This window comes from Phyllobacterium sp. GQ127, from assembly GCF_059758635.1.
Genome location: NZ_JCAXDZ010000001.1, coordinates 195,691 through 219,106 on the forward strand (window position 1 = coordinate 195,691; position 23,416 = coordinate 219,106).

24 protein-coding genes are annotated in these 23,416 nt (G+C 53.4%); 16 read left to right on the forward strand and 8 right to left on the reverse strand.

Going from position 1 to position 23,416, the window contains the following annotated elements:
- Nucleotides 1-58 precede the first annotated feature (58 nt).
- A complete protein-coding gene (locus tag AC6CHM_RS01005; protein WP_498171643.1) occupies nt 59-1,255 on the reverse strand; it encodes an aq_1923 C-terminal domain in 1,197 nt (398 codons plus the stop codon).
- Between the two features lie 226 nt (nt 1,256-1,481).
- On the opposite strand from AC6CHM_RS01005, the gene parC reads away from it, so the two are divergent.
- Complete coding sequence (parC, locus tag AC6CHM_RS01010) at nt 1,482-3,797, forward strand: DNA topoisomerase IV subunit A (protein ID WP_307284148.1); 2,316 nt, start codon at nt 1,482-1,484, stop codon at nt 3,795-3,797.
- 8 nt (nt 3,798-3,805) lie between these two features.
- Here the strand turns inward: parC and AC6CHM_RS01015 are convergent, their stop codons facing one another.
- From AC6CHM_RS01015 to hemB, 5 genes are all read right to left on the reverse strand, one after another.
- Entirely contained in the window at nt 3,806-4,705 is a 900-nt protein-coding gene (locus AC6CHM_RS01015) for a DMT family transporter (protein ID WP_337353833.1), read from the reverse strand.
- A 79-nt stretch (nt 4,706-4,784) separates the two neighbouring features.
- A complete protein-coding gene (locus tag AC6CHM_RS01020; protein ID WP_498171645.1) occupies nt 4,785-5,534 on the reverse strand; it encodes an arginyltransferase in 750 nt (249 codons plus the stop codon).
- 102 nt (nt 5,535-5,636) lie between these two features.
- On the reverse strand, nt 5,637-6,053 hold the full coding sequence (locus AC6CHM_RS01025) for a hypothetical protein (protein WP_498171646.1): 417 nt from the start codon (nt 6,051-6,053) through the stop codon (nt 5,637-5,639).
- A 45-nt stretch (nt 6,054-6,098) separates the two neighbouring features.
- Nucleotides 6,099-6,569, reverse strand: coding sequence for an RDD family protein (locus AC6CHM_RS01030; RefSeq protein ID WP_115051733.1), 471 nt, complete (start codon nt 6,567-6,569; stop codon nt 6,099-6,101).
- A gap of 69 nt (nt 6,570-6,638) precedes the next feature.
- A complete protein-coding gene (gene hemB / locus AC6CHM_RS01035) occupies nt 6,639-7,676 on the reverse strand; it encodes a porphobilinogen synthase (protein ID WP_498171648.1) in 1,038 nt (345 codons plus the stop codon).
- A gap of 183 nt (nt 7,677-7,859) precedes the next feature.
- Here hemB and AC6CHM_RS01040 point away from each other — a divergent pair, with 183 nt between their 5' ends.
- The 10 genes from AC6CHM_RS01040 to nusB all read left to right on the forward strand — a co-directional run bounded on the left by AC6CHM_RS01040 (nt 7,860) and on the right by nusB (nt 16,591).
- Nucleotides 7,860-8,915, forward strand: a complete 1,056-nt coding sequence (locus tag AC6CHM_RS01040; protein ID WP_115051731.1) for an enoyl-CoA hydratase/isomerase family protein — start codon at nt 7,860-7,862, stop codon at nt 8,913-8,915.
- Entirely contained in the window at nt 8,912-9,340 is a 429-nt protein-coding gene (locus AC6CHM_RS01045) for a DUF6163 family protein (protein WP_115051730.1), read from the forward strand. Before AC6CHM_RS01040 ends, AC6CHM_RS01045 begins: the two co-directional genes overlap by 4 nt.
- 161 nt (nt 9,341-9,501) lie before the next feature.
- Nucleotides 9,502-10,017 (forward strand): transcriptional regulator LdtR, encoded by a 516-nt coding sequence (gene ldtR, locus AC6CHM_RS01050; RefSeq protein ID WP_115051729.1) that lies wholly within the window; start codon nt 9,502-9,504, stop codon nt 10,015-10,017.
- A 371-nt stretch (nt 10,018-10,388) separates the two neighbouring features.
- Nucleotides 10,389-11,681 (forward strand): L,D-transpeptidase family protein, encoded by a 1,293-nt coding sequence (locus AC6CHM_RS01055; protein WP_370878863.1) that lies wholly within the window; start codon nt 10,389-10,391, stop codon nt 11,679-11,681.
- Nucleotides 11,682-11,825: 144 nt separating this feature from the next.
- Complete coding sequence (gene glyA, locus AC6CHM_RS01060; RefSeq protein ID WP_307284166.1) at nt 11,826-13,145, forward strand: serine hydroxymethyltransferase; 1,320 nt, start codon at nt 11,826-11,828, stop codon at nt 13,143-13,145.
- Between the two features lie 121 nt (nt 13,146-13,266).
- Nucleotides 13,267-13,749: a transcriptional regulator NrdR gene (nrdR, locus tag AC6CHM_RS01065; protein ID WP_115051727.1), complete on the forward strand. Its 483-nt coding sequence runs from the start codon at nt 13,267-13,269 to the stop codon at nt 13,747-13,749.
- Between the two features lie 5 nt (nt 13,750-13,754).
- On the forward strand, nt 13,755-14,849 hold the full coding sequence (gene ribD, locus AC6CHM_RS01070) for a bifunctional diaminohydroxyphosphoribosylaminopyrimidine deaminase/5-amino-6-(5-phosphoribosylamino)uracil reductase RibD (RefSeq protein WP_498171650.1): 1,095 nt from the start codon (nt 13,755-13,757) through the stop codon (nt 14,847-14,849).
- A gap of 10 nt (nt 14,850-14,859) precedes the next feature.
- Nucleotides 14,860-15,474: a riboflavin synthase gene (locus AC6CHM_RS01075; RefSeq protein ID WP_115051725.1), complete on the forward strand. Its 615-nt coding sequence runs from the start codon at nt 14,860-14,862 to the stop codon at nt 15,472-15,474.
- Between the two features lie 145 nt (nt 15,475-15,619).
- Nucleotides 15,620-16,081 (forward strand): 6,7-dimethyl-8-ribityllumazine synthase, encoded by a 462-nt coding sequence (ribH, locus tag AC6CHM_RS01080; RefSeq protein ID WP_115051724.1) that lies wholly within the window; start codon nt 15,620-15,622, stop codon nt 16,079-16,081.
- A gap of 3 nt (nt 16,082-16,084) precedes the next feature.
- A complete protein-coding gene (gene nusB / locus AC6CHM_RS01085) occupies nt 16,085-16,591 on the forward strand; it encodes a transcription antitermination factor NusB (protein WP_307284173.1) in 507 nt (168 codons plus the stop codon).
- On the opposite strand, the gene AC6CHM_RS01090 is transcribed toward nusB, so the two are convergent.
- On the reverse strand, nt 16,592-16,924 hold the full coding sequence (locus AC6CHM_RS01090) for a hypothetical protein (protein ID WP_354344847.1): 333 nt from the start codon (nt 16,922-16,924) through the stop codon (nt 16,592-16,594).
- 234 nt (nt 16,925-17,158) lie between these two features.
- Between AC6CHM_RS01090 and AC6CHM_RS01095 the strand changes: the two genes are divergently transcribed.
- Nucleotides 17,159-19,315 (forward strand): sodium-translocating pyrophosphatase, encoded by a 2,157-nt coding sequence (locus AC6CHM_RS01095; RefSeq protein WP_115051721.1) that lies wholly within the window; start codon nt 17,159-17,161, stop codon nt 19,313-19,315.
- 82 nt (nt 19,316-19,397) lie between these two features.
- Here the strand turns inward: AC6CHM_RS01095 and AC6CHM_RS01100 are convergent, their stop codons facing one another.
- Entirely contained in the window at nt 19,398-19,904 is a 507-nt protein-coding gene (locus tag AC6CHM_RS01100; protein ID WP_370878817.1) for an outer membrane protein assembly factor BamE, read from the reverse strand.
- Nucleotides 19,905-20,028: 124 nt separating this feature from the next.
- Here AC6CHM_RS01100 and AC6CHM_RS01105 point away from each other — a divergent pair, with 124 nt between their 5' ends.
- The 4 genes from AC6CHM_RS01105 (at nt 20,029) to AC6CHM_RS01120 (ending at nt 23,415) form a co-directional block, all read left to right on the forward strand.
- Nucleotides 20,029-20,592: a ubiquinol-cytochrome C chaperone family protein gene (locus AC6CHM_RS01105; RefSeq protein ID WP_498171655.1), complete on the forward strand. Its 564-nt coding sequence runs from the start codon at nt 20,029-20,031 to the stop codon at nt 20,590-20,592.
- Between the two features lie 10 nt (nt 20,593-20,602).
- Nucleotides 20,603-21,169: a YceD family protein gene (locus AC6CHM_RS01110; protein WP_337353836.1), complete on the forward strand. Its 567-nt coding sequence runs from the start codon at nt 20,603-20,605 to the stop codon at nt 21,167-21,169.
- A 189-nt stretch (nt 21,170-21,358) separates the two neighbouring features.
- Nucleotides 21,359-22,447: a phosphate acyltransferase PlsX gene (plsX, locus tag AC6CHM_RS01115; protein ID WP_115051717.1), complete on the forward strand. Its 1,089-nt coding sequence runs from the start codon at nt 21,359-21,361 to the stop codon at nt 22,445-22,447.
- Nucleotides 22,444-23,415 (forward strand): beta-ketoacyl-ACP synthase III, encoded by a 972-nt coding sequence (locus AC6CHM_RS01120; protein ID WP_115051716.1) that lies wholly within the window; start codon nt 22,444-22,446, stop codon nt 23,413-23,415. Before plsX ends, AC6CHM_RS01120 begins: the two co-directional genes overlap by 4 nt.
- The last annotated feature ends 1 nt before the right edge of the window (nt 23,416 follow it).

Below are 23,416 nucleotides of genomic sequence, written 5' to 3' on the forward strand. Positions count from 1 at the left end.
TCTGGACAAACAAAAATCCCGGCATCGCTGCCGGGATTTTTTCATTTTATCGCCAGGATTACTGGTTCGCAATAACCGTAACACCGAGTGTCTTGAGCAGAGACTTTGGATCGGCCATGCCGCCCGCTGCAATGATTGCGAATGGAACTGACTTTGGCGGAGCTGCCTTGATCTCGAGGGTCTTTGGATCGTCGAGATATTCGCCGACTGCCGTGCCGAGTGTCTGGGCGAATTCTGCATCGCCCAATTGTGCCGCAGCCATTGGCACGATTGCCTTTGCCTGATTGATCAGGTCTTCGCGCTTGGCATTCTGCTGCTTGGCAACATAGTCGAGCGCCTTGTAGGTGACTGAGTCGTCCTCAAAGCGGATCGAAGCGCCGGTAAAGCTCAACTGCTGCATAAGGCCGAGCATCGCCATGCCTTGTGCGTCGTCAGGCTTGCCTTCCATATTCTTGGTGGCTTCCTGCAGACCCTTGATGAAGTCCAGCGTGTAACCGGAAATGTCGAGCTTAACGCCGAGTGTACCAGCATCATCGGTGATGAAATCCATCTTTTCGATGTTCAACCGGCCATCTGCAACATTCCACGTGCCGTTCATATCGATTTTCCCGGTCAGTGTCTCATAACCAAGAGCGGTCAATGCTTCCTTGGTCTTTGGATCTTCGACTTCTGACAGATCGGCTTTGAAGCTTTCAACATTTGTCGTGAAAGCTACAGGTGACGTTTCAGTCAGCGGGGAAATCGTTGCGGTAAGCGCGTCGGCAACGAAAACATCCTTGCCTTTAGCATTAAAGGCGACGTGCTTTATTTCCGCTTTTTCATACTGCAAAAACTTTGCCAATGGCTCAGTTGCGCCTTCCGCCGGAAGGGTGATCCCTTCAAACGCTATGCCTTCCAGCTTAATTGTTCCCTTGTCTTCGCCTTCAGGAGAAAAGCTGACATCGGGGACCGTCAACGATCCGACCTTGAAGCCACCACCGGAAACGTCGCTCACATCGGAAAGCGTGACGTCACCGGCATTGAATGTTTCTTTAATGCCTGTTGTTGAAACCTTGGCATTCTTCAACACGACTGTCGTGCCGTTTGTTTCAACATTGCTGTATTCAAGGACACCGCCCTGTTCGGTATAAACAGCCTTCAGGCGCGCAGCGACAGCGTTTCCGTCGATGGCATAGGCTGAACCGGCAAATACGACAACGAGAGCAGAGGTTGCAGCCAGCAGACGCAAGCCGGACTTCACAGGGTTTGGACGCATAATTTGTTCCTTGTTGAGATCAATGATCATACCTATTGCATGAGGCGCGGCAAAACTGTGACAGCCATCAACCAAGCGGCAATATTTACGATTCGGGCGCTAGAAAGTCAGATTTGCCGTTCGAAGGCAAGCTTTGTTCAGCAGAACGGTGATTATGGGGCTATCAGCCTGTGATCTGGGCGAATCATTGCTTGCCCGCGAATCCTTGTCTTGATAGTCCATTCACATGGGAAAAAGCCTGATTCCGCCAGACAATGGCGATGATAATGTCGAACCGGTTGATCTGAAGGCAGCGCTGGAAGAGCGCTATCTTGCCTATGCTCTGTCAACGATCATGCATCGTGCCTTGCCGGATGTGCGGGACGGGCTAAAACCCGTTCATCGCCGCATCATGCATGCCATGCGTTTGCTGCGCCTGTCGCCTGATCAATCCTATGCCAAATGCGCCCGAATCGTCGGCGAGGTCATGGGTAAATTTCATCCCCATGGCGACCAGTCGATCTATGACGCGCTCGTTCGCTTGAGCCAGGATTTTGCCGTACGCTATCCCGTGGTCGACGGGCAGGGGAATTTCGGCAATATTGACGGCGATAACCCGGCAGCGATGCGTTATACCGAAGCGCGCATGACCGACGTTGCCATGCTGCTGCTAGAGGGCATTACCGAAGATGCCGTCGATTTCCGCCCGACCTATAATGAGGAAGACGAAGAACCAATCGTTCTTCCCGGAGCCTTTCCAAACCTGCTTGCCAATGGTTCGTCGGGCATTGCGGTCGGCATGGCCACCTCGATTCCACCGCACAACGTATCGGAACTCTGCGCTGCGGCACTGCATCTGATCAAGCATCCTGACGCGACGGTGGAAGAGCTCATGACTTCCCCGGAGGAATGGGCGGCCATCGAAGCGTTGGCGAAGGACGACCCTAAAGCCCTGCTTACCTGCAAGGTGCGTGGTCCCGATTTCCCGACGGGCGGCATTCTTGTCGAAAGTTGGGAAGCAATTGTTGAAGCCTATAAAACCGGCCGTGGCGGTTTTCGTCTGCGTGCCCGCTGGGAAACGGAAGATCAGGGCCGAGGCACGTGGAACATCGTCATTGGCCAAATCCCTTATCAGGTTCAAAAGTCACGGCTCATTGAAAAGATCGCGGAACTCCTGATCGCCAAGAAGCTGCCATTGCTGGATGACGTACGCGATGAGTCGACTGAAGATGTCCGCCTTGTGCTTGAGCCCAAGAGCCGAAGCGTCAATCCGGACATTCTCATGGAGTCGCTGTTCAAGCTGAGCGAACTTGAAACGCGCTTTCCGCTCAATATGAATGTTCTGTCGCAAGGCAAGGTGCCGAACGTTCTTTCCCTGCGTGAGGTGCTTAAGCAGTGGCTCGAACATCGCAAGGAAGTGCTTATTCGCCGCTCGCGCCATCGCCTTGGTGAAATCGAGCGGCGTCTCGAAATTCTGGGCGGCATGCTCATCGCCTATCTGAATATTGATGAAGTTATCCGCATCATCCGCGAGGAGGACGAACCGAAGCAGGAGATGATCCGCCGCTTCGAACTCACCGATAATCAGGCGGAAGCTATCTTGAATATGCGCCTGCGCTCCTTGCGCAAGCTTGAAGAGTTTGAAATCCGCAAAGAATTTGACGGATTGAGCGCCGAAAAGAAGCAGATCGAGGAATTGCTGGGATCAGAGCCAAAACAATGGCAGACGATTTCGTGGCAGATCGCTGAAATGCAAAAGAAGTATGGACCGGAGACCTTGGTTGGCAAGCGTCGCACAACCTTCGCCAATGCGCCGACACATGACCTGACCGACATTCATCACGCCATGATCGAGCGCGAGCCGGTGACGGTCGTCGTGTCGGAAAAGGGCTGGCTGCGCGCCATGAAGGGGCATCTGGCAGACTTTGCTACTTTGACCTTCAAGGAAGGCGACAAGCTGAAGCTGGCATTCCACGCTGAAACAACAGACCGCATCCTCGTTCTGACTACCGGCGGCAAGTTCTACACCATCGGTGCAAACAGCCTTCCCGGTGGGCGTGGTCATGGCGAGCCGATCCGCATCATCGTCGATATGGAGAACGACCAGGATATTGTCACCGCTTTCGTGCACAATCCCGAGCGTAAGCTGTTCCTGTCATCGCATGTCGGCAATGGCTTTATCGTTCCTGAAGCAGATGTCATTGCCAATACGCGCAAGGGCAAGCAGGTGATGAACGTCAAGTCTCCGGACGAAGCGCGCCATTGCGTGCCGGTCATCGGCGATAGCGTTGCCATTGTTGGTGAAAACCGCAAGCTGCTTGTCTTCCCGCTGGCCGATGTACCAGAGCTCGGTCGCGGCAAGGGCGTGCGTCTGCAACGCTACAAGGATGGTGGCGTTTCCGATATCCGCATCTTCACAATGGAGCAGGGATTGACGTGGCAGGACGCTTCCGGCCGCAGCTTCACGCGTGGAAAACTGGAGCTTTTGGAATGGGTCGGCCCGCGCGCCACGGCCGGCCGCATGGTTCCAAAGGGTTTCCCACGCTCGGGCAAGTTCTCGTAAGTCGGGCCCTAGATCGGATGGCGGATTGCCGTCGTCCGGGCTCGCCTGCGCGAGTGGACCATTTGCCAGAGCGAATGGCCGATTAAAGCAGAAATGATGATGATGCCACCCAAAAGGGTGGCGTCGGTTGGGCGTTCGGAAAATACCAGCCAGACCCAGATGGGCGTCAGCACTGTTTCAAGCAGATAAAACATCGCGACTTCCGGTCCTGAAAGAAAGCGCGGGCCGGTTGCGAGGCAGATGAAGGCGATTGTGGTGACCACCGCGCCGTTGAAGATGATCCAGCCAGGAACGGCGACGTTGAATCCATTTTGCGATACCATGAATGCAGCAACGGCTATAGGCACTGCGGTGCCCATCATTGCAGCAAAGCTCATATCCTTGCCGGACGCGCGCGTGACCGTGATGGCCGATGCGAGAATGAACGTCGATAACAGTCCCATCAAATCGCCGAAGACATGACCTGCCGATAAGCCTTCATACACGATGATTCCGACGCCGATCAGCATCAGGAACATGGCAATGAAAGTGATCGCCTTGGGCCGTTCTTTCAGAAATACCCAGGACAAAAGCGCAGCGAATACGGTGTTGAACGCCAAAATGAAAACAAGATTGGCTGTTTTCGTATTATAAACAGCAGTCATGAAGGCGATTGAAGCCAAGCCATACAGCGCTGCAACCAGATACCCGATCTTGCCCGGAAGGACTTTTCGGCGCTTTCCGGTGACGAGATTCCAAACGGCCCAAATGATGAGCGCGCAGATGAAGGTTGTCGAGCTGCGCAGCAGCAGCGTTGACCATGTTTCCCCTTGGCCAAGGCGCAACAAAGGAATGTCTGCCGAAAGCACCAGACCTCCGATGCCGGTGATGAGCAAACCTTTGCGATGGTCGAGGTGAAGCTGGGACATGCGGCAGATTTCCGGGGGGATTCATTTGAATTATGCCGCGTTGTCTAGCGGTAGAACAGGCTGCCGTCCAGCGTACCGATCAGGGTGCGCGGCGCTCCCAGCCTTTCATGCCCAGATGTTCCTGCGGCTGGTAGCGGATTTTATATTGCATCTTGCGCGAGCCCTCGACCCAATATCCAAGATACACATGCGGCAGGCCTGCGGCAGCTGCGCGCTGAATATGGTCGAGGATCATAAAGGTGCCAAGAGAGCGGCTTGTATGGTCCGGATTGAAGAATGAATAAACCATGGAAAGCCCGTCACCCATGATATCGGTCAATGCCACGGCAATCAGTTCACCTTCGCCCTTTTGCGTAATGAAGCTATCGGGGCCGCGCCGGCGATATTCGATGATCTGGGTGGGCACGTGGGTGTCTTCCACCATCATGGCATAATCGAGGACGGTCATTTCCGACATGCCGCCCTTATTGTGGCGCGCATTGAGATAATGCCTGAACAGTGAATATTGTTCGGTCGATGGTTCGGCGTGATGAATATTGCCGATCAGGTCACGATTGCGATTCCATACACGTCGCATGGATTTATCCTGCGTGAACTCACCGGCGAGAATGCGCACGGAAACACATGCCCGGCAATTCTCGCAGGCTGGCCGGTAAGCGATGTTTTGCGAGCGCCGAAAGCCACCTTGAGTCAGCAGATCATTCAGCTCGCTCGCTCGCCCGCCCACAAGGTGGGTAAATACCTTGCGTTCAAGCTGTCCCTCAAGATAAGGACATGGCGAGGGGGCTGTTAGAAAAAACTGCGGTGATTGCTGCGGTTGATGGGTCATCCAAGTTCCTGGCACACTCTGTAACAACTATAGAATCGTATGACCGCCTAAAACGTCAATTCAATTATATTGCATTGCAGAGTGAATGTCGCGTGTGTCGTATCAGTGCACGGGTCTTTCGGGGCAGCGTGACCCACTCCATGAATGGATGGGCGGATCGAAACGGCCATTGGTTGAACCACCCCACGCCGCTTTGAAACTTTGATAATCGCTGCTGAAATGTAAAGAGACGAGGCCCGTGCCATCCTTGTCCGTCCAAATCAGCGTGCGGTCTGTCGGGCTGGTTTGATCTTTTTCGATGATATTGCCATCGGTGCGTCCGGCCAACCCATCTATTTTATACGTCCCGGTAATTCGCCCGTCACGGTCCACGCTCAGATTGGTTTGGATATCCTGGTAATCGCCATAGGAAATAACTTCGCCGCAGAATTTTCCCGCAGGCGAAGCTGCATAGCTCACGCCGCCTGACAAAACGAGCAGGGCAGCTGCTACAGCAACGGATTTGTGTCTGTTCATCATTTCAATGCCGAAGAAGAAAGGCTCCCGGACGGGAGCCTTCAATGTTTAATTATATGCCCTGACGACAACCGTTCCGAGCAGAAGGTCATGCAATGTACGTTTGCGGTCAAGGAAGAAGGTTGCGAGCAGAATAAATGGGGTCAACACGACATTGAGGCCCCAGAAGAGCACAGTATGAACGATTGCGAGCAGTCCGTCCACTTTCCCGCCATCCAGGCGTTCAAGCTTCAGCCCCATCATCTGCATACCTTTGGTAGCCTGACGCGGTCCGCCAAGGGTGCCGTAAATATAAATCAGGGCAACAGCTGGAAACATTATGCCGTAAAGCATCCAACCAAGGCCCAGCGTCGCGATCCCCAGAATGAAAACGAGGATAGCTACCGGAATGCAAAGCAGAAACACGATCGCATAGTCGATCAGGAAGGCAAATATGCGGCTGGTGCGCACGCCCTGATACAAGCGCCAATCGTCGAAACGATCAGTAATTATTTCGCCATCAAGGGTTTTCGCGTTCATTTTGGTTCCTGTTTTCAAGTGATAGCCAAATGGCCATTACCCTGAAATTGGGAATTCAGGCAGATAAATTCAAGCGCCAGCCTTCAATCGTTCTGCAACAATGGGTGCGAAGTAGGTGAGAATGCCGTCGCAGCCAGCGCGTTTGAAAGCCAGCAGCGTTTCCATCATCACCCGTTCTTCGTCGATCCAGCCATTGGCGCCGGCGGCTTTGATCATCGTGTACTCGCCCGAAACCTGATAAGCGAAGGTCGGCACAGAAAATGTGTCCTTCAACCGGCGGATAATATCAAGATAGGGCAGGCCGGGCTTTACCATGAGCGAATCTGCGCCCTCGGCAAGATCCTGCTCTGCCTCGAGCACCGCTTCATCGGTGTTGGCTGGGTCGATATAATAGGTTTTCTTGTCGCCCTTCAGCCGACCGGACGTGCCGATTGCTTCGCGGTAGGGGCCATAAAACGCCGAAGCGAATTTGGTGGCATAGGCCATGATCGCGACATCTTGAAAGCCATTTTGATCCAAGGCATCACGAATGGCACCAATGCGGCCATCCATCATATCCGATGGCGCAATAATATCGGCGCCTGCAGCAGCTTGCAGCACTGCACCTTGCGTAATTTGAGCAACAGTCTCGTCATTGATGATGATACCGTCGCGCAAAATACCATCATGGCCATGGCTGGTGAACGGGTCGAGCGCAACATCGGTAATCATGCCAATTTCAGGCACGGCATCTTTGATCGCGCGCGTAGCCCGGTTGATCAAATTGTCAGGGTCAAGAATCCCTGAACCCGTATCGTCGCGCAGATCAGCGGCAATATTGGCAAATGTAGCTATGGCAGGAATGCCAAGCTTGGCGGCCCGTTCTGCTTCACGCACAGCCATATCCACTGAAAAACGCTGTACGCCCGGCATGGCGGCAATGTCTTCTCGTCGGTTCTCACCTTCGCAAAGGAATATCGGCCAGATTAGATCATTGACTGTCAGCTGGTTTTCCTGGACCAGACGACGCGACCAGTCGGCCTTGCGCATGCGGCGCAAACGGCGGCTCTGGGTAATTTCATCAACGGTTCTTGGCGCGTGCCTTTGAAATGCGGGATGCTTGTTCATGTTTTCTGCCTGCTGTTTGGAATAGTTTTAACAGGATCGCCACAATAGCATAACCCCAAAATTGCGGCTCGTTCTTGGACCAAATGCCCAAGCTGCCAGCTCTACCTTTGTCCTGAACCACGTCATCCATTGACGCGCCCCGCCGGAGTTTCCTACCTTCGCTTGCAAATAACGGAGAAATGCATGGAAATCGATTTTGGCGGGATGGGTGAAATCGCATTTGAGCGGCGCGGCAAAGCTGGTCTGGTTCGCCTGACGCGGCCAAAAGCGCTTAACGCGCTGACGCGGATTATGGTCAGTGCATTGCATCGTGCGCTGATTGCCTGGTCTACCGACGAGGCGGTCCATTGCATTATAGTTGAAGGCGAGGGACGGGCCTTTTGCGCTGGCGGCGATATTCTCGCCGTTTATCATGCTGGCCGTTCCGGTGCCCCGCTCTATGATTTCTTTGCCGACGAGTATCGACTCAACGCCTATATTAGACACTATCCCAAGCCGTATATCTCGCTGATTGATGGCATTGTCATGGGCGGCGGTGTTGGCATTTCGGTGCATGGCTCGCATAGGGTCGTCACGGAAAACGTCACTTTTGCCATGCCCGAAGTTGGCATCGGCTTTTTCCCGGATGTCGGCGGCAGTGCTTTCCTGCCGCATCTGCCGGAGCATTTCGGCACTTATCTCGCTTTGACCGGCAATAGAATCAAGCAGGGCGACTGCCTGCAAAGCGGTATTGCCACCCATGCGATCAAGGCGGAAGACAAGGAAAAACTCAAACGCAGCCTGATCCGGTCGGGTGATCCCGAAAAGGCGTTAAAGGGCAAGACGATCAATCCTGACTTTGAAACACCCGAAGCAATGCGCGACATGATAAGCGTTCTCTTTGACTCGCCAACATTAAGCGGTTGTCTCATCCGTCTTGCTGCCGCAGGGGTGAACGGCAGCGAAGAAGCACAAAAACTTCTTGATCTGATCAAGACTCGCTCGCCCACAAGTCTGCATGTCAGTTTCCGTCAGATAGAAGAGGGCCGCGAACTTGATATGGACCAGTGCATGCAGATGGAATACCGCATTCTTTGCCGTATGCTTGAAAATCACGACTTTTATGAAGGTGTAAGGGCACTTCTTGTGGACAAGGATAATTCGCCCGTGTGGAGTCCCGCAAAAATCGAAGATATAACGCCTGAAATGGTCGATGCCTATTTTGCATCATTGGGCGAGCGGGAATTACAACTGACATGAATGACAAGCCCACCCATTTGCCTTTCGACCCGACTATGGCCCAAACAGGCTTTGTCTGGTTGCTGCGGCTTGTAGCGATCTACTCACTTGTCGCCGGGGTAGGCTACTGGGCGCAGATCAGTGGCTATTATGAAGGGCTGCTCTGGCGCTTCGACCTCATGCCATGGCAATGGAAAGTCGCCTCCGTTTCGCTGGCAATGCTTTATCCCGTTGCTTCAACCGGTCTTTGGATGATGGTGTCTTGGGGGCCGGTTATCTGGTTTGTCGCCGCACTCGGCGAAACGCTGATGTTTACAGTATTCTCGGAGTTCTTCTTTTACAGGCCCCAAATTGCTATTATTCATGGCTGCGTTGCACTGCTTTACATCGTCTTCCGGATAGTGCTGTTTTTGCAGAAACGTCAGCAGGCCATGCCAATCCGCTAATTCTCAAAATATGCTGGCGGTAAGTCTTCATTAAGGTAGAAATTGATTCTGTGATGGTAAGATACTGTTAAGTCTATGTTTTAAGTCGAATTTTATGCGTATTCGATAGTGTCTGCTCAACGGTGAGAAAAATACACCGAAACAACAGTGAGGCAGGTATTATGAACAGCATACAGAGAAAGTCTGGCGCAAGCTCGCATTCTACAGTAAATGACACAGCATTGCGTACATTATATCTTGAAGCACTTCAGTTGGTCGAGCGGTTACATCGCCGGTTGCTTGATGTAGTCAAGGATGAATTCGATCGTAATGGCCGCAGTGACATCAACGCCATTCAGGCATTGCTGCTTTTCAACATCGGCAATGCGGAACTGACAGCCGGAGAACTTCGCAGTCGCGGCTATTATCTGGGATCGAACGTTTCCTACAATCTCAAGAAACTGGTCGAACTCGGCTTTATCTCCCACGAACGCTCACGCACAGACCGTCGTTCGGTTCGCGTCAGCCTCACGGAGAAGGGTTCTGAAGTGGCCGAACTGGTTGCCGGCCTCTATGAGCGCCACGTTGCATCGATCGAGCATGTTGGAGGCATAAAGGCTGAAGAATTCCAGTCCATGAACAAGGCACTTCAGCGTCTTGATCGCTTCTGGAACGACAGCATCGCCTACCGCATGTAATTTTGGGGTAGCTGCAATAACAAAAGCCCGGCTTTGCGCGCAGCAAAGGCGGGCTTTGTCTATTGGTTCACAATACTTGAAGTTCACGCGGGGGCAATTCGACTTTGGGCCGAGTTAAGACAGGTTCTGCATCTCGGTGACTGCTCTAGCCCAAGTCATTAATCCGCCATAATGGAATGCAACTGCACGATCTATACTCAAGTCAGTGCAGCATCATTATCGCCTCAATGGGCGCATATCGCGTAATTATCACAATCGCGCTATACTTCGCGGAAAGTTGATGTTTGTTAACGATGTTCCTGATATTTTTGGAAACCATATCTGCTCGCGCGCATTGCTGTGAGCAGCTTGACTGCGAAGCTTCCAACAGGTTGGACAAGAACATGAAAAAATTTGGATCGTCAGCGCTGGACCGCCGCGCATTTTTGACCGGTGTCGCAACAGCAGGCATGGCGGCCGTTGCTTCGTCTGCCTTTGCGCAACAATCCGATATTGGTGACATTCTCTCCGCTCCAAAACGCGGCAACTGGGATGATCAGTTTGATGCGCGCTCGACAAGCCGTGGCAAGGTCGCAAGCTTCCAGCCTATCGCCAGTCCTGAAACAGTGTCCTTCATCGAGAATGCCATCAACACCTATAGCCAGATTGTCGGCAATGGTGGTTGGCCGACCGTCCCCGGCAATGTGAAAATGCAGCTCGGCGTGGTCGATCCCGCCGTTTCGGTCATGCGCAAGCGCCTGATCATCGCGGGTGATCTTTCGCAGAGCGCCGGCGTTTCCAATTCTTTTGATACGTATGTCGATGCGGCGGTCAAGCGCTTCCAGTCGCGCCATGGTCTGCCCGCCGACGGCGTCATGGGCCAATATTCATTGGCAGCAATGAACGTTACGGCTGACGTTCGTCTCGGCCAGTTGCAGACAAATCTGGAGCGCGTCCGTAAGCTTGCTTCTGAGGATCAAGGCGCCCGTTATGTCATGGTCAATATTCCTGCCGCGCAGATTGAAGCAGTTGAAGCGGGCAGGGTTGCCCAGCGTCACACGGCCATTGTCGGCAAGATTGATCGCCAGACTCCCATCCTCGACTCCAGGATTCACGAGGTCATCCTTAATCCATATTGGACAGCGCCGAAGTCGATTATCCAGAAAGATATCATTCCGCTGATGCGTAAGGACCCAACCTATCTGGAGAAGAACAAAATTCGCCTGTTTGACGAACGCACCCGCGAGGAAGTTTCGCCGGAGAGCGTTGACTGGTCAACCGACGATGCTGTCAAGCTGATGTTCCGTCAGGATCCAGGCAAGATTAACGCCATGTCCTCGACCAAGATCAACTTCGCAAATCCCTATGCGGTCTATATGCATGACACGCCCTCGCAGGGCCTGTTTAACAAGCTGATGCGTTTCGACTCGTCAGGTTGTGTCCGCATTCAGAACGTACGCGATCTCAATGTCTGGCTGCTGCGTGACACCCCGGGCTGGGATCGCCAGACAATGGAGGCGACAATTGCCTCCCGCGTCAACACACCGATTGCCGTGACTAACCCTGTTCCCGTGCATTTCGTCTACGTGTCGGCATGGTCCACGGGTGACGGCGTTGTTCACCTGCGTGACGATATTTACGAGATGGATGGTCAGAAAGCCCTGTCGATCGGCACCAACACCTAATTCTGTCTGACTGAGAATTGAAAAAGACCGCTAGTAGCGGTCTTTTTTATGATGGCGGTTTCAAACCATTGGTTTTCGTCCATCGGCCATTGGCCTCTGCCATTTAAGTATGATAATGCGCGGCAACTACCCACGAATATCCAAATGGCAAATGAGGGTTCAGGCACCATGTCGAATGCAGATACATTTTTCAACGCATCGCTCGAAGATATCGATCCGGAAATTTTCAGCTCGATCCGCAAAGAGCTGGGCCGTCAGCGCCATGAAATCGAATTGATTGCATCGGAAAATATCGTGTCGCGCGCTGTTCTTGAAGCGCAGGGTTCGATCATGACCAACAAATATGCCGAAGGCTACCCGGGCAAGCGCTATTATGGCGGCTGCCAGTTCGTTGATATTGCTGAAGAACTTGCTATCGAACGCGCCAAGAAACTGTTTGGATGCAATTTTGCCAATGTGCAGCCTAATTCCGGCAGCCAGATGAACCAGGCCGTGTTTCTGGCCCTGTTGCAGCCCGGCGACACATTTATGGGCCTGGATCTGAATTCCGGCGGTCACTTAACCCACGGTTCTCCGGTCAACATGTCCGGAAAATGGTTCAAGGTCGTTTCCTATGGCGTTCGTCAGGACGATCATTTGCTGGATATGGATGCCATTGAAAAGCAGGCACAGGAAACTAAGCCGAAGCTGATCCTTGCTGGTGGTACTGCCTATTCCCGCATTTGGGATTGGGAGCGGTTCCGCAAGATTGCCGATAGCGTCGGTGCCTATCTGATGGTTGATATGGCTCATATTGCCGGTCTGGTCGCTGCCGGTGTTCACCCTTCGCCGATACCGCATGCCCATGTTGTTACCACCACCACGCATAAATCACTGCGCGGCCCTCGCGGCGGCATGATCCTCACCAATGACGAGGATATTGCGAAGAAGATGAATTCAGCCGTATTCCCCGGTTTGCAGGGGGGGCCCTTGATGCACGTCATCGCTGCAAAGGCAGTTGCCTTCGGCGAGGCGCTCAAGCCTGAATTCAAGGTCTATGCACAAAACGTTGCTGACAATGCCAAGACATTGGCCGCTACATTGAAAAAGAACGGCCTCGACATCGTTTCCGGCGGTACAGACAACCATCTTATGCTCGTAGATCTGCGTCCAAAGAATGCAACCGGCAAGCGGGCGGAACAGGCACTTGGCCGCGCAAACATCACCTGCAACAAGAACGGCATTCCTTTCGATCCGGAAAAGCCATTCGTCACGTCTGGTGTCCGTCTTGGAACGCCAGCAGGCACTACGCGCGGATTTGGTGCAGCAGAGTTCACCGAAATCGGTAATCTCATCTCGGAAGTGCTTGATGGCTTGAAAGTCGCCAATTCCGATGAGGGCAATGCAGCTGTGGAAAAGGCAGTTCAGCAGAAGGTTATTACCCTGACTGACCGCTTCCCTATGTACTCCTATCTGGGCCAATAAGCCTGTTTTGCCTTGGCGATACGCACTTCATTGACAGTGCGTTTCGCCGAGGCGCTTTAATCTCGCTTCGAAAAACACTATCTTCGCGGTGATTTCAGAATCATCTTCGGAAAGTTCCTCGATGCGTTGTCCATATTGCCAGTCTGAAGATACTCAAGTGAAAGATTCCCGTCCTGCGGAGGATGGGGCTGTCATTCGCAGGCGACGTATTTGCACGGTGTGTGGTGGAAGGTTCACGACCTTCGAACGCGTGCAGTTGCGCGATCTTTCCGTCATCAAGAAAAGCGGCCGCCGCGTTCCATTCGACCGGGATAAGCTTATGCGTTCCGTCGAAGTCGCCTTGCGCAAGCGTGAGGTGGATCAGGAACGGGTTGAGCGGGCTGTCTCGGGCATTGTACGCCAGTTGGAAAGCTCGGGTGAACCGGAAGTAAGCTCCGACGAGATTGGCCGTCTTGTCATGGACGCGCTCAAAGGCATTGATGACATTGCCTATATCCGCTTTGCCTCGGTTTATCGCAATTTCAGCGAAGCCAAGGACTTCCATGACGTCATCGATGAAATTACCGCGAGCGATATCGCAACTGGCCCGATTGAGGACGATTGATCCCCATGGCAGCAACTGCACTTGATCGCCGCTATATGGCTGCGGCTATTCGTTTTTCGCGCCGCCATCATGGACTGACCGGCACCAATCCTTCTGTCGCCACGCTTATCGTCAAGGACAATGTCATTGTCGGGCGCGGTGTCACGGCAATTGGCGGACGTCCCCATGCGGAAACGCAGGCCTTGCTTGAAGCAGGCGAACATTCACGCGGCGCAACAGCTTACGTTACGCTTGAACCTTGCGCTCATCACGGCAAAACGCCGCCCTGTGCCAATGCGCTGGTCACTGCGGGCATAACCCGCGTTGTATCGGCCGCGAATGATCCTGACGATCGGGTGGCCGGCAAAGGCTACGCTATTTTGCGGGATGCGGGCATTGAGGTAGTAACGGGTGTGCTTGCCGAAGAAGCAGTTGATGAACTGGCCGGATACTTGATTCGATCTTCCAGGAAACGCCCGGAAGCGACTCTAAAACTTGGGCTTTCTACCGATGGATTCATCGGGAGGAAAGGTGAGGGTCAAATAGCGATAAGTGGTCCCATTTCCAGAGCACAGGCGCATGTCATGCGTGCCGAGACTGACGCCATCCTGGTTGGCATCGGAACTGTGCTCGCGGATAACCCGCAATTGACCTGCCGCTTGGCTGGGCTGGAACATCGCTCGCCGATCAGGATTGTCCTCGACAGCCATCTGCGGATTCCCATGGACAGCGAGTTGGTTAAAACAGCTGCAACTGTACCGGTGTGGATTGCCGCCAGAGCAGATGCGGACCCTGCCAAACGGCAAGCGCTCATTGCAGCAGGATGCAAAATTCTAGCAACTGAAACCGATTGCGGAACAACAGCTCTCCCGGAATTGATGGATGATCTTGCCGCGCAAGGCATTTCGACATTGATCGTCGAGGGCGGGGCAGTGGTGGCTGCCTCGTTCCTCGAAGAAAAACTGGTTGACCGCATCGTGCTGTTTGAAGGTCCCGTGGAGCTTGGCGAGGGTGGGGTTGCAGCCCCCGACCTGCGCTCCCATATGGCTCATGAATTCAAGCTGTTGTACGAATCCCGCTTCGGCGACGACCGCTACAGCGAGTATGTAAGACCGCTTTAAGGAGCCGCGAATGTTCACGGGAATTGTTACCGATATTGGCAAGGTCGGACAGATCAAGCCACTTAATGAAGGTGTATTACTGCGTATTGAAACCAATTACGATCCCGAGACGATCGAGATCGGCGCATCCATTTCCTGTTCGGGTGTTTGCCTGACCGTAACAACATTGCCGGAAAAAGGCTCCAATGCCCGCTGGTTTGAGGTTGAAGCGTGGGAAGAAGCGCTACGCCTGACCAGCATTGCCGATTGGAAGACTGGCACGCGTATCAATCTGGAGCGCTCGCTAAAGCTTGGCGATGAAATGGGTGGTCATCTCGTTTCAGGCCATGTAGATGCCATGGCTGACCTGATCAAGCGTGAAGAGGAGGGCGATGCTGTTCGCTTTACCTTGCGTGTCCCGGAACACCTTGCACGCTTCATTGCGCCAAAAGGCTCCGTGGCGCTCGATGGCACGTCGCTGACGGTCAACGCGGTGAATGGCAATGAGTTTGACGTTCTCCTCATCCGTCACTCACTGGAAGTTACCACCTGGGGCGACCGCAAGGTCGGAGACAGAATTAATATCGAGATTGATCAGATGGCTCGATATGCTGCCCGACTTGCAGAATATCCTAAATCAGCCTAAAGCATCGAACCGAAAAGTGGAATCCGGTTTTCGGATCATCCGATGCGACAAACAAAAGCCAGATCGCCACTTTGCGCCCGTAAGGGCGTATAGCGATCTGGGACGACACAATCGGCCTTAGCCGATCAAAATTCCTGGAGCGAGCATGTCCAAAAACAAGGCGCGTGCGCCACATCTACTGATTGTGGAAGCACGTTTCTATGAAGAACTGTCCGATGCATTGCTGAACGGCGCCAAGCTTGCGCTGGATGAAGCCAATGCGACCTATGATGTTGTGACTGTTCCAGGCGCGCTTGAAGTGCCCGCCGTCATTTCTTTTGCCCTTGATGGTGCCGAAGATGGCGGCAAGAAATATGATGGCTTCGTAGCGCTTGGCACCGTTATCCGCGGCGAGACTTACCATTTTGATATCGTCGCCAATGAATCATGCCGGGCTCTGATGGATCTGGCTGTGGCTGAAAGCATCGCCATTGGCAATGGAATCCTGACTGTTGAAAACGAGGAACAGGCTTGGGTTCGCGCGCGCCGCGAAGACAAGGATAAGGGTGGCTTTGCCGCCCGCGCAGCGCTGACAATGATTGCCCTCAAGGATAAGCTCGGAGCCTGAACCATGGTCAACTCTAACGATGGACAGACCCCGGCGGTAAAGACCGCAAACAAGCGTGGCGTTGCGCGGCTTGCAGCTGTACAGGCGCTTTATCAGATGGATGTAGCCGGAACCGGCGTGCTGGAAGTTGTTGCTGAATATGAAGCGCATCGGCTTGGCAAGGAAGTAGACGGAAAGCAATATCTGGATGCTGACCCGCAATGGTTCAGAGGTATTGTATCCGGCGTTGTGGCCGATCAAACGATACTTGATCCCATGATCAGGCAGGCATTGACCGAAGACTGGCCGCTATCGCGACTTGATTCCACATTGCGCGCTATTTTGCGTGCCGGAATTTGGGAACTTCGCGGCAAGGCCGATGTGCCAACTGCCGTTATCGTTTCGGAATATGTCGACATCGCCAAGGCATTCTATTCGGAAGATGAGCCGAAGTTGGTGAATGCCGTTCTGGATCGTCTTGCTTTTGAGCTTCGAGGCGAGAGCAAGGGCGTCAAAAGCCCGAAACGCTGACTACTTCATATCGCGGCGATGCTGATGCTTTGCCGGATATCTCCAGTCATATAAAAAGACAGCACCTGCGAGCAACAGGCCAGCCGCAGGCATAATCATAAATGAGATCATTTGTAAGGTTGTCACTGTTTCATCCTCTTCAGGAAGCGGCTTGCTATGTAAGGCAATAGCAGTCAGAAAACAAACGGCGCTCATAAAAGAAATAAATAATGTCGGGCCGGTTTGCCCGTTGAGGCTGGTTATCAGGGGTGCCAATCCTCCTACAGCCAATATCGCGACACCCACACTATTCAGGAATGTAGCAAATAGTTTGATCCGTTCATTGTAGATCACGCTAATGGATACCCTTCCTAGCCATTTCCCAACATAGATTGCCGCGCCATTTCCCTGCCAGCAATCCCTACTTTGGTCTATCGTTTTGATCCGGATACGAAAGACCTTGACGTTTTCGCATTTGCTTCGTTACTCCTTACACATGCGGTCGCGTTTCTGCCGGCCTGGCAGCTGCGTGTGCCGTACTGAACCTGACCCGGGGAGGGGTTTTCCGGTCAAATCTGAGGGAGTGGCATGACAATACTGTTTTTGGTCATTGCCTGCGGTCTGCTGTCCATCGTCTATGCGGTTCTAGCTACCAAATCGGTGCTTGCTGCGGACCAGGGCAATGCGCGCATGCAAGAAATCGCCGGTGCAATTCGAGAAGGCGCACAGGCATATCTCACACGTCAATATACCACGATCGCCATTGTCGGCGTGGTCGTATTCATAGCGGTCTGGTTCCTGCTTACAGGTACAGCCGCTATCGGCTTCCTCATTGGAGCGGTGCTCTCGGGTCTGGCAGGTTTCATAGGCATGCACGTCTCGGTTCGCGCGAATGTGCGAACGGCACAGGCGGCTTCGCGCAGCCTGGCAGCAGGGCTTGAGATCGCGTTCAAATCCGGTGCTATCACCGGCATGCTGGTTGCGGGCCTCGCTCTGCTTGGCGTTGCAGTCTATTACTGGGTGCTGACAGGCCTTCTCGGCTATTCCCCGGCAGACCGCACAGTCATCGATGCACTGGTATCGCTGGGCTTCGGGGCTTCGCTCATCTCTATCTTTGCGCGTCTCGGCGGCGGTATTTTCACCAAGGGTGCGGATGTCGGCGGCGATCTTGTTGGCAAGGTTGAAGCCGGTATTCCGGAAGACGATCCACGCAACCCGGCAACCATCGCCGATAATGTTGGCGATAATGTCGGCGATTGCGCTGGTATGGCCGCTGACCTGTTTGAAACCTATGCGGTAACGATTGTTGCGACAATGGTTCTCGGTGCGATCTTCTTTGCAGCAACGCCAGTATTGAGCAGTGTCATGCTCTACCCGCTGGCGATCTGTGGGGCCTGTATCCTCACTTCAATTGCGGGTACTTTCTTCGTCAAGCTTGGAGCCAATAATTCCATCATGGGCGCCTTGTATAAGGGGCTGATCGTGACAGGTCTTCTGTCCATTGTCGGTCTTGCATTGGCGACGTGGGCAACTATCGGTTGGGGTGAGGTTGGTACGGTAGACGGCCAGAGCATTACAGGGCTCAATCTGTTTTATTGCGGAATTCTTGGTCTGGTTGTCACGGCGCTGATCGTCGTGATTACCGAATATTACACCGGGACCAACAAACGCCCCGTCAATTCAATCGCTCAGGCTTCGGTCACGGGTCACGGAACGAATGTGATCCAGGGTCTTGCCGTATCGCTTGAATCGACTGCTCTGCCGGCATTGGTTATTGTTGGCGGTATCATCTGGACCTACCAGCTGGCCGGTTTGTTTGGGACGGGTATTGCGGTCACTGCCATGCTCGGCATCGCTGGCATGATCGTTGCGCTGGATGCATTTGGTCCTGTTACCGACAATGCCGGTGGTATCGCCGAAATGGCCGGTCTTGATCCGGAGGTTCGCAAATCCACTGACGCGCTGGATGCGGTCGGCAATACAACGAAGGCTGTCACCAAGGGCTATGCCATTGGCTCGGCAGGTCTGGGTGCGCTTGTCCTCTTCGCTGCCTACTCCAATGATTTGAAGTTCTTCATTGCTGAGGCCGATAAGGCTGGATCAACTGCTTTCTCTTACTTCAAGGGAATCGGCGCAGTATCGTTCGAGCTGTCCAATCCCTATGTGGTGGCCGGCCTGATCTTCGGTGGTCTTATCCCCTACCTCTTCGGTGGTATTGCGATGACCGCTGTTGGGCGTGCAGCGGGTTCTGTTGTCGAAGAGGTTCGTCGCCAGTTCCGCGAAAAGCCCGGCATCATGGCAGGCACTGAGCGGCCGGATTACGCCCGCGCGGTGGATATCCTCACGCGTGCTGCCATCAAGGAAATGGTGATCCCGTCACTCCTGCCGGTTCTTGCGCCGCTCGTCGTTTATTTCGGCGTGCTGCTCATTTCCGGTTCGAAGGCTTCAGCTTTTGCTGCGCTCGGCGCTTCTCTTCTGGGTGTGATCATCAATGGCATCTTCGTGGCCATCTCGATGACTTCCGGTGGTGGCGCTTGGGATAATGCGAAAAAGTCCTTCGAGGACGGTTTTGTCGATAAGGACGGTGTCCGGCACCTCAAGGGCTCCGATGCCCACAAGGCATCTGTCACGGGTGATACCGTCGGTGATCCTTACAAGGATACTGCCGGTCCAGCCGTCAACCCGGCAATCAAGATCACCAATATCGTGGCTTTGCTTTTGCTTGCGGTGCTCGCACACGGCTAGCTTTGATTTGAACCGCTTCAAATCTTGATAATAAAAAACCCGCGAAACATGCTGTTTCGCGGGTTTTTGTTTGCTTGAAATTCTATTGACCGGTTGGTCCGCCACCGCCAAGAGATGGCGGAGCCTTGCCTACACCTTGCAGTAGCTGGCCGAGGAAGGTCAGGTCTTTACCGCCTGTCGGTGTGGTTCTGCTGATGAAGTCAAAAACCTTGCCATCCTGCAGGCCGTAATTGGCGATGCTGGAAACCTTGCTATCCTTGTCAAAGTAGACAGCAAGGATGCGCCGGTCCGTAACCTTGGGCTGCATGAAAGCCACGCTGCGGTGCCGCTTCTGTGAAATATAGTAGAATACTTCATTGTCGAAGGTCGCGGTTGTCGACGGGCTGCCGAGCGAGAGAATGACTTGTTCGCGGCTTGATCCGACAGGAACGAACTCAAGCGTCTTCTCGTCGAGGACATAGCCTTGGCTCAATGTTTCCGAAGGATTGAGGCTTGCGGTATTGCAACCGGCAAGTCCTGTAGCCAAAACGAAAGTTCCCGCGAGAAAATATCCGCGTGAACTATGGGTCTTGAAAATCCGCTGCAGCAACGACATCTCCATTTCAAAGTGGGCGCAAGTCTTTCGCTGCCCGCAGAACTTCGGTAAACCACCTTGAAGTCCGATGCAACACGCGACTCGTGTTGTGTCCCCGGTTCAAGCGAAAGCCCAATTAATGATTCTCAGTTTATTCAGCCGCAAGGCCAAGGCAAATGAGGCGATAACGATTGCCATCTACGAAACAATCGTGGCGGCGGCGCGGCAGCCCTATTTTTATTCGGACATTGGCGTGCCCGATTCACCCTTAGGCCGCTATGAAATGCTGTCTTTGCACATTTTCCTGTTTATCCGGCGCATCAAGGGCAGGAATGACGCGTTGAAATCAATCGGGCAGGAAGTCACCGATGAGTTCTTCCGCGATGTTGATCATTCGTTGAGAGAACTCGGAATTGGCGATTCCGGTGTGCCAAAACGCATGAAGAAACTTGCGCGAATGTTTTATGGCCGTGTCGAGTCTTATGATAAGGCGCTCGAAAACAACGATCAGACCGAGCTGGCAACTGCCCTGGCGCGCAATATACGTCCAGATAGTGCTGATTGGATTGGCGGCGGCGTGGCGCTGGCAATTTACGTGGAACAGGTGGTATTACTGCTGGAAACGCAGCCAGACGACGTTTTGGCGAGTGGAAAAGTTATATTTCCCGATGCCGCGACCACGCTGCCCGGACAGAGAGATTAAGGAGACCTCAATGGCTAGAAAAATGGATGGGGCTTTGAGTTTTCCGGTTCAGGTCAAGCGATTGCCGCAAAAGGGCCTGACAATTAAAATCGAAGCGGACAGCAAAGAGCGCGATGCGTTGCGCGATTTTCACGAACTCGAGGATGTAAAATCCTTCAAGGCAGATTTGCAGATCGTTCCTTGGAAGAAGGACGGTATCCGTATTCGCGGCAGGGTTAAGGCCGATATTGTTCAATCCTGCGTGGTTACCCTTGAGCCTATCGACGCGAAAATCGATGCGGAGATTGATAGCCTTTTCGTTCCGCAGGACTCGCGCCTGGCCCGCCTGCCGCTCGATGAGAATGGTGAGTTGATAATCAGCGCCGATGGTCCGGACATACCGGAGACATTTTCTGGCGATAGTCTGGATGCTGGAGCTATCGCCGAGGAGTTTTTCGAGTTGGCAATCGACCCTTACCCGCGTAAGCCCGAGGCGGAAGCCGCCCCGCCAGTGGAGGTAACGTTTGGCACGGAAGGAACCGAGGAAAAGCCCATCAATCCATTTGCTGGCTTGAAAGACTGGAAACAAAAAACTTGATTGGCATATCCGTGACGATTTTGTTCGCCCGCGTGCAAATTCAATGAAGGTGTGAGGGGAAACTTGACGATTATTGTCGCCAGCAAGCCGGTTGCGATTAGAATCCGGTTGTGTCTGCGAGCAAAATGGCTATTTTCGCCGAGTCTTTTCAAAAAACATTAAGAACTGAACAGGACAGGACAATCAAGAGTGATTAGAATTTCTATTGACGCCATGGGCGGCGATTTCGGTCCTGAGATCGTAGTTCCCGGCATGGCGACGGCGCTGGAGCGCCACCCCGATATCCACTTTGTGATTTTCGGGCGCGAAGAAGAAGTTCAGCCGCTCTTGGCAAAGCATCAAGCCTTGTCCAAAGCGTCCACGTTTCATCATTGCGATGTCTCGGTACGGATGGATGAAAAACCAAGTCAGGCCTTACGCAATGGCCGCTGGAAGTCATCCATGTGGCGTTCGATTGAAGCGGTCAAGACGGGCGAGTCGGATGTTTGCGTTTCAGCAGGCAACACCGGTGCTCTGATGGCCATGTCAAAATTTTGCCTGCGTACGATGGCAAGTGTTGAAAGGCCGGCGATTGCAGGCATTTGGCCAACACTTCGCGGCGAAAGCATTGTTCTGGACATTGGTGCAACCATTGGTGCTGATGCCCAGCAGCTTGTTGATTATGCCGTCATGGGATCTGCCATGGCGCGCGCGCTGTTCGAGATCAAGCGCCCGACGATTGGTCTTTTGAATGTTGGCGTTGAGGAGATCAAAGGCCAGGACGATGTGAAGGATGCAGCGCGCATCCTGCGTGAGATACCCTTGCCAAGCCTGGAATATTACGGCTTCGTTGAAGGCGATGATATTGGCAAGGGCACCGTTGATGTCGTTGTGACTGAAGGTTTCACCGGTAATATCGCGTTGAAAGCAGCGGAAGGCACGGCAAAACAGTTTGCCCAATATCTTCGCGAAGCCATGAGCCGCACGCTGATGGCAAAGATCGGTTATATTTTCGCCAAGGGCGCGTTTGACCGCCTGCGGGAGAAGCTCGACCCGCGCAAGACCAATGGCGGCGTGTTTCTCGGGTTGAACGGAATTGTTATCAAGAGCCATGGCGGCACGGATGCTCTCGGCTTTGCTGCTGCCATAGACGTAGGTTACGACATGGCCAAGAATGGGTTGCTGGATAAGATTGCTGCCGATCTGAGCCACTTTCACAAGAGCCCGGTCGGTGTTGCCTTCAAAGGTGAGGGTGATGCCGAGGCGGACGTTGAAATAGACCAACAGGAAATTAAATGATCCGCTCCGTTGTCAAAGGGATAGGGTCGGCCAAGCCGGCTCGTCTGGTAAAAAATGCCGATCTTGAAGGCGTTGTCGAAACCACTGATGAATGGATCGTACAGCGTACAGGCATCCGTCAGCGATATATTGCAGGCGAGGGCGAGACAACTGTAACGCTGGGCGAAGCAGCGGCTCGTGCTGCGCTCGACAATGCGGGAATGACACCCGACGATATTGATCTCATCATTCTGGCAACATCCACGCCGGACAATACGTTTCCAGCCTCCGCTGTCGACATTCAGGCCCGTCTTGGCATGACCCATGGGTTTGCCTTCGATATGCAGGCTGTATGCTCCGGCTTTGTCTATGCTGTTACAACAGCCGATCTCTATATTCGCGGTGGCATGGCCAAGCGTGTTCTGGTGATAGGCGCTGAAACATTTTCGCGCATCCTGGATTGGAATGACCGCACCACCTGCGTGCTCTTTGGGGATGGCGCTGGTGCTCTGATTCTTGAGGCCAATGAAGGACGCGGTTTGACCTCTGACCGTGGCATACTGACAGCCAATCTCCGGTCGGACGGTTCCCACAAGCAAAAGTTGTATGTCGATGGCGGACCGTCCTCGACGCAGACTGTTGGTCACCTTCGCATGGAGGGCCGCGAGGTTTTCAAACATGCCGTGGGCATGGTCACGGATGTTATTGAAGCATCGCTTTCCGATGCAGGAATTACAGCAGCGGATATCGATTGGTTTGTTCCACACCAGGCCAATAAGCGCATTATCGATGCCACCGCAAAGAAGCTGGATTTGCCTTCCGAAAAGGTCGTCATAACCGTTGACCAACACGGAAATACTTCTGCTGCTTCAGTACCCTTAGCGCTTGAGACGGCTGTTTCGGACGGTCGAATCAAAGAGGGTGATGTTGTGCTGCTTGAAGCCATGGGTGGGGGCTTTACGTGGGGTGCAGTTCTGCTACGTTGGTAGT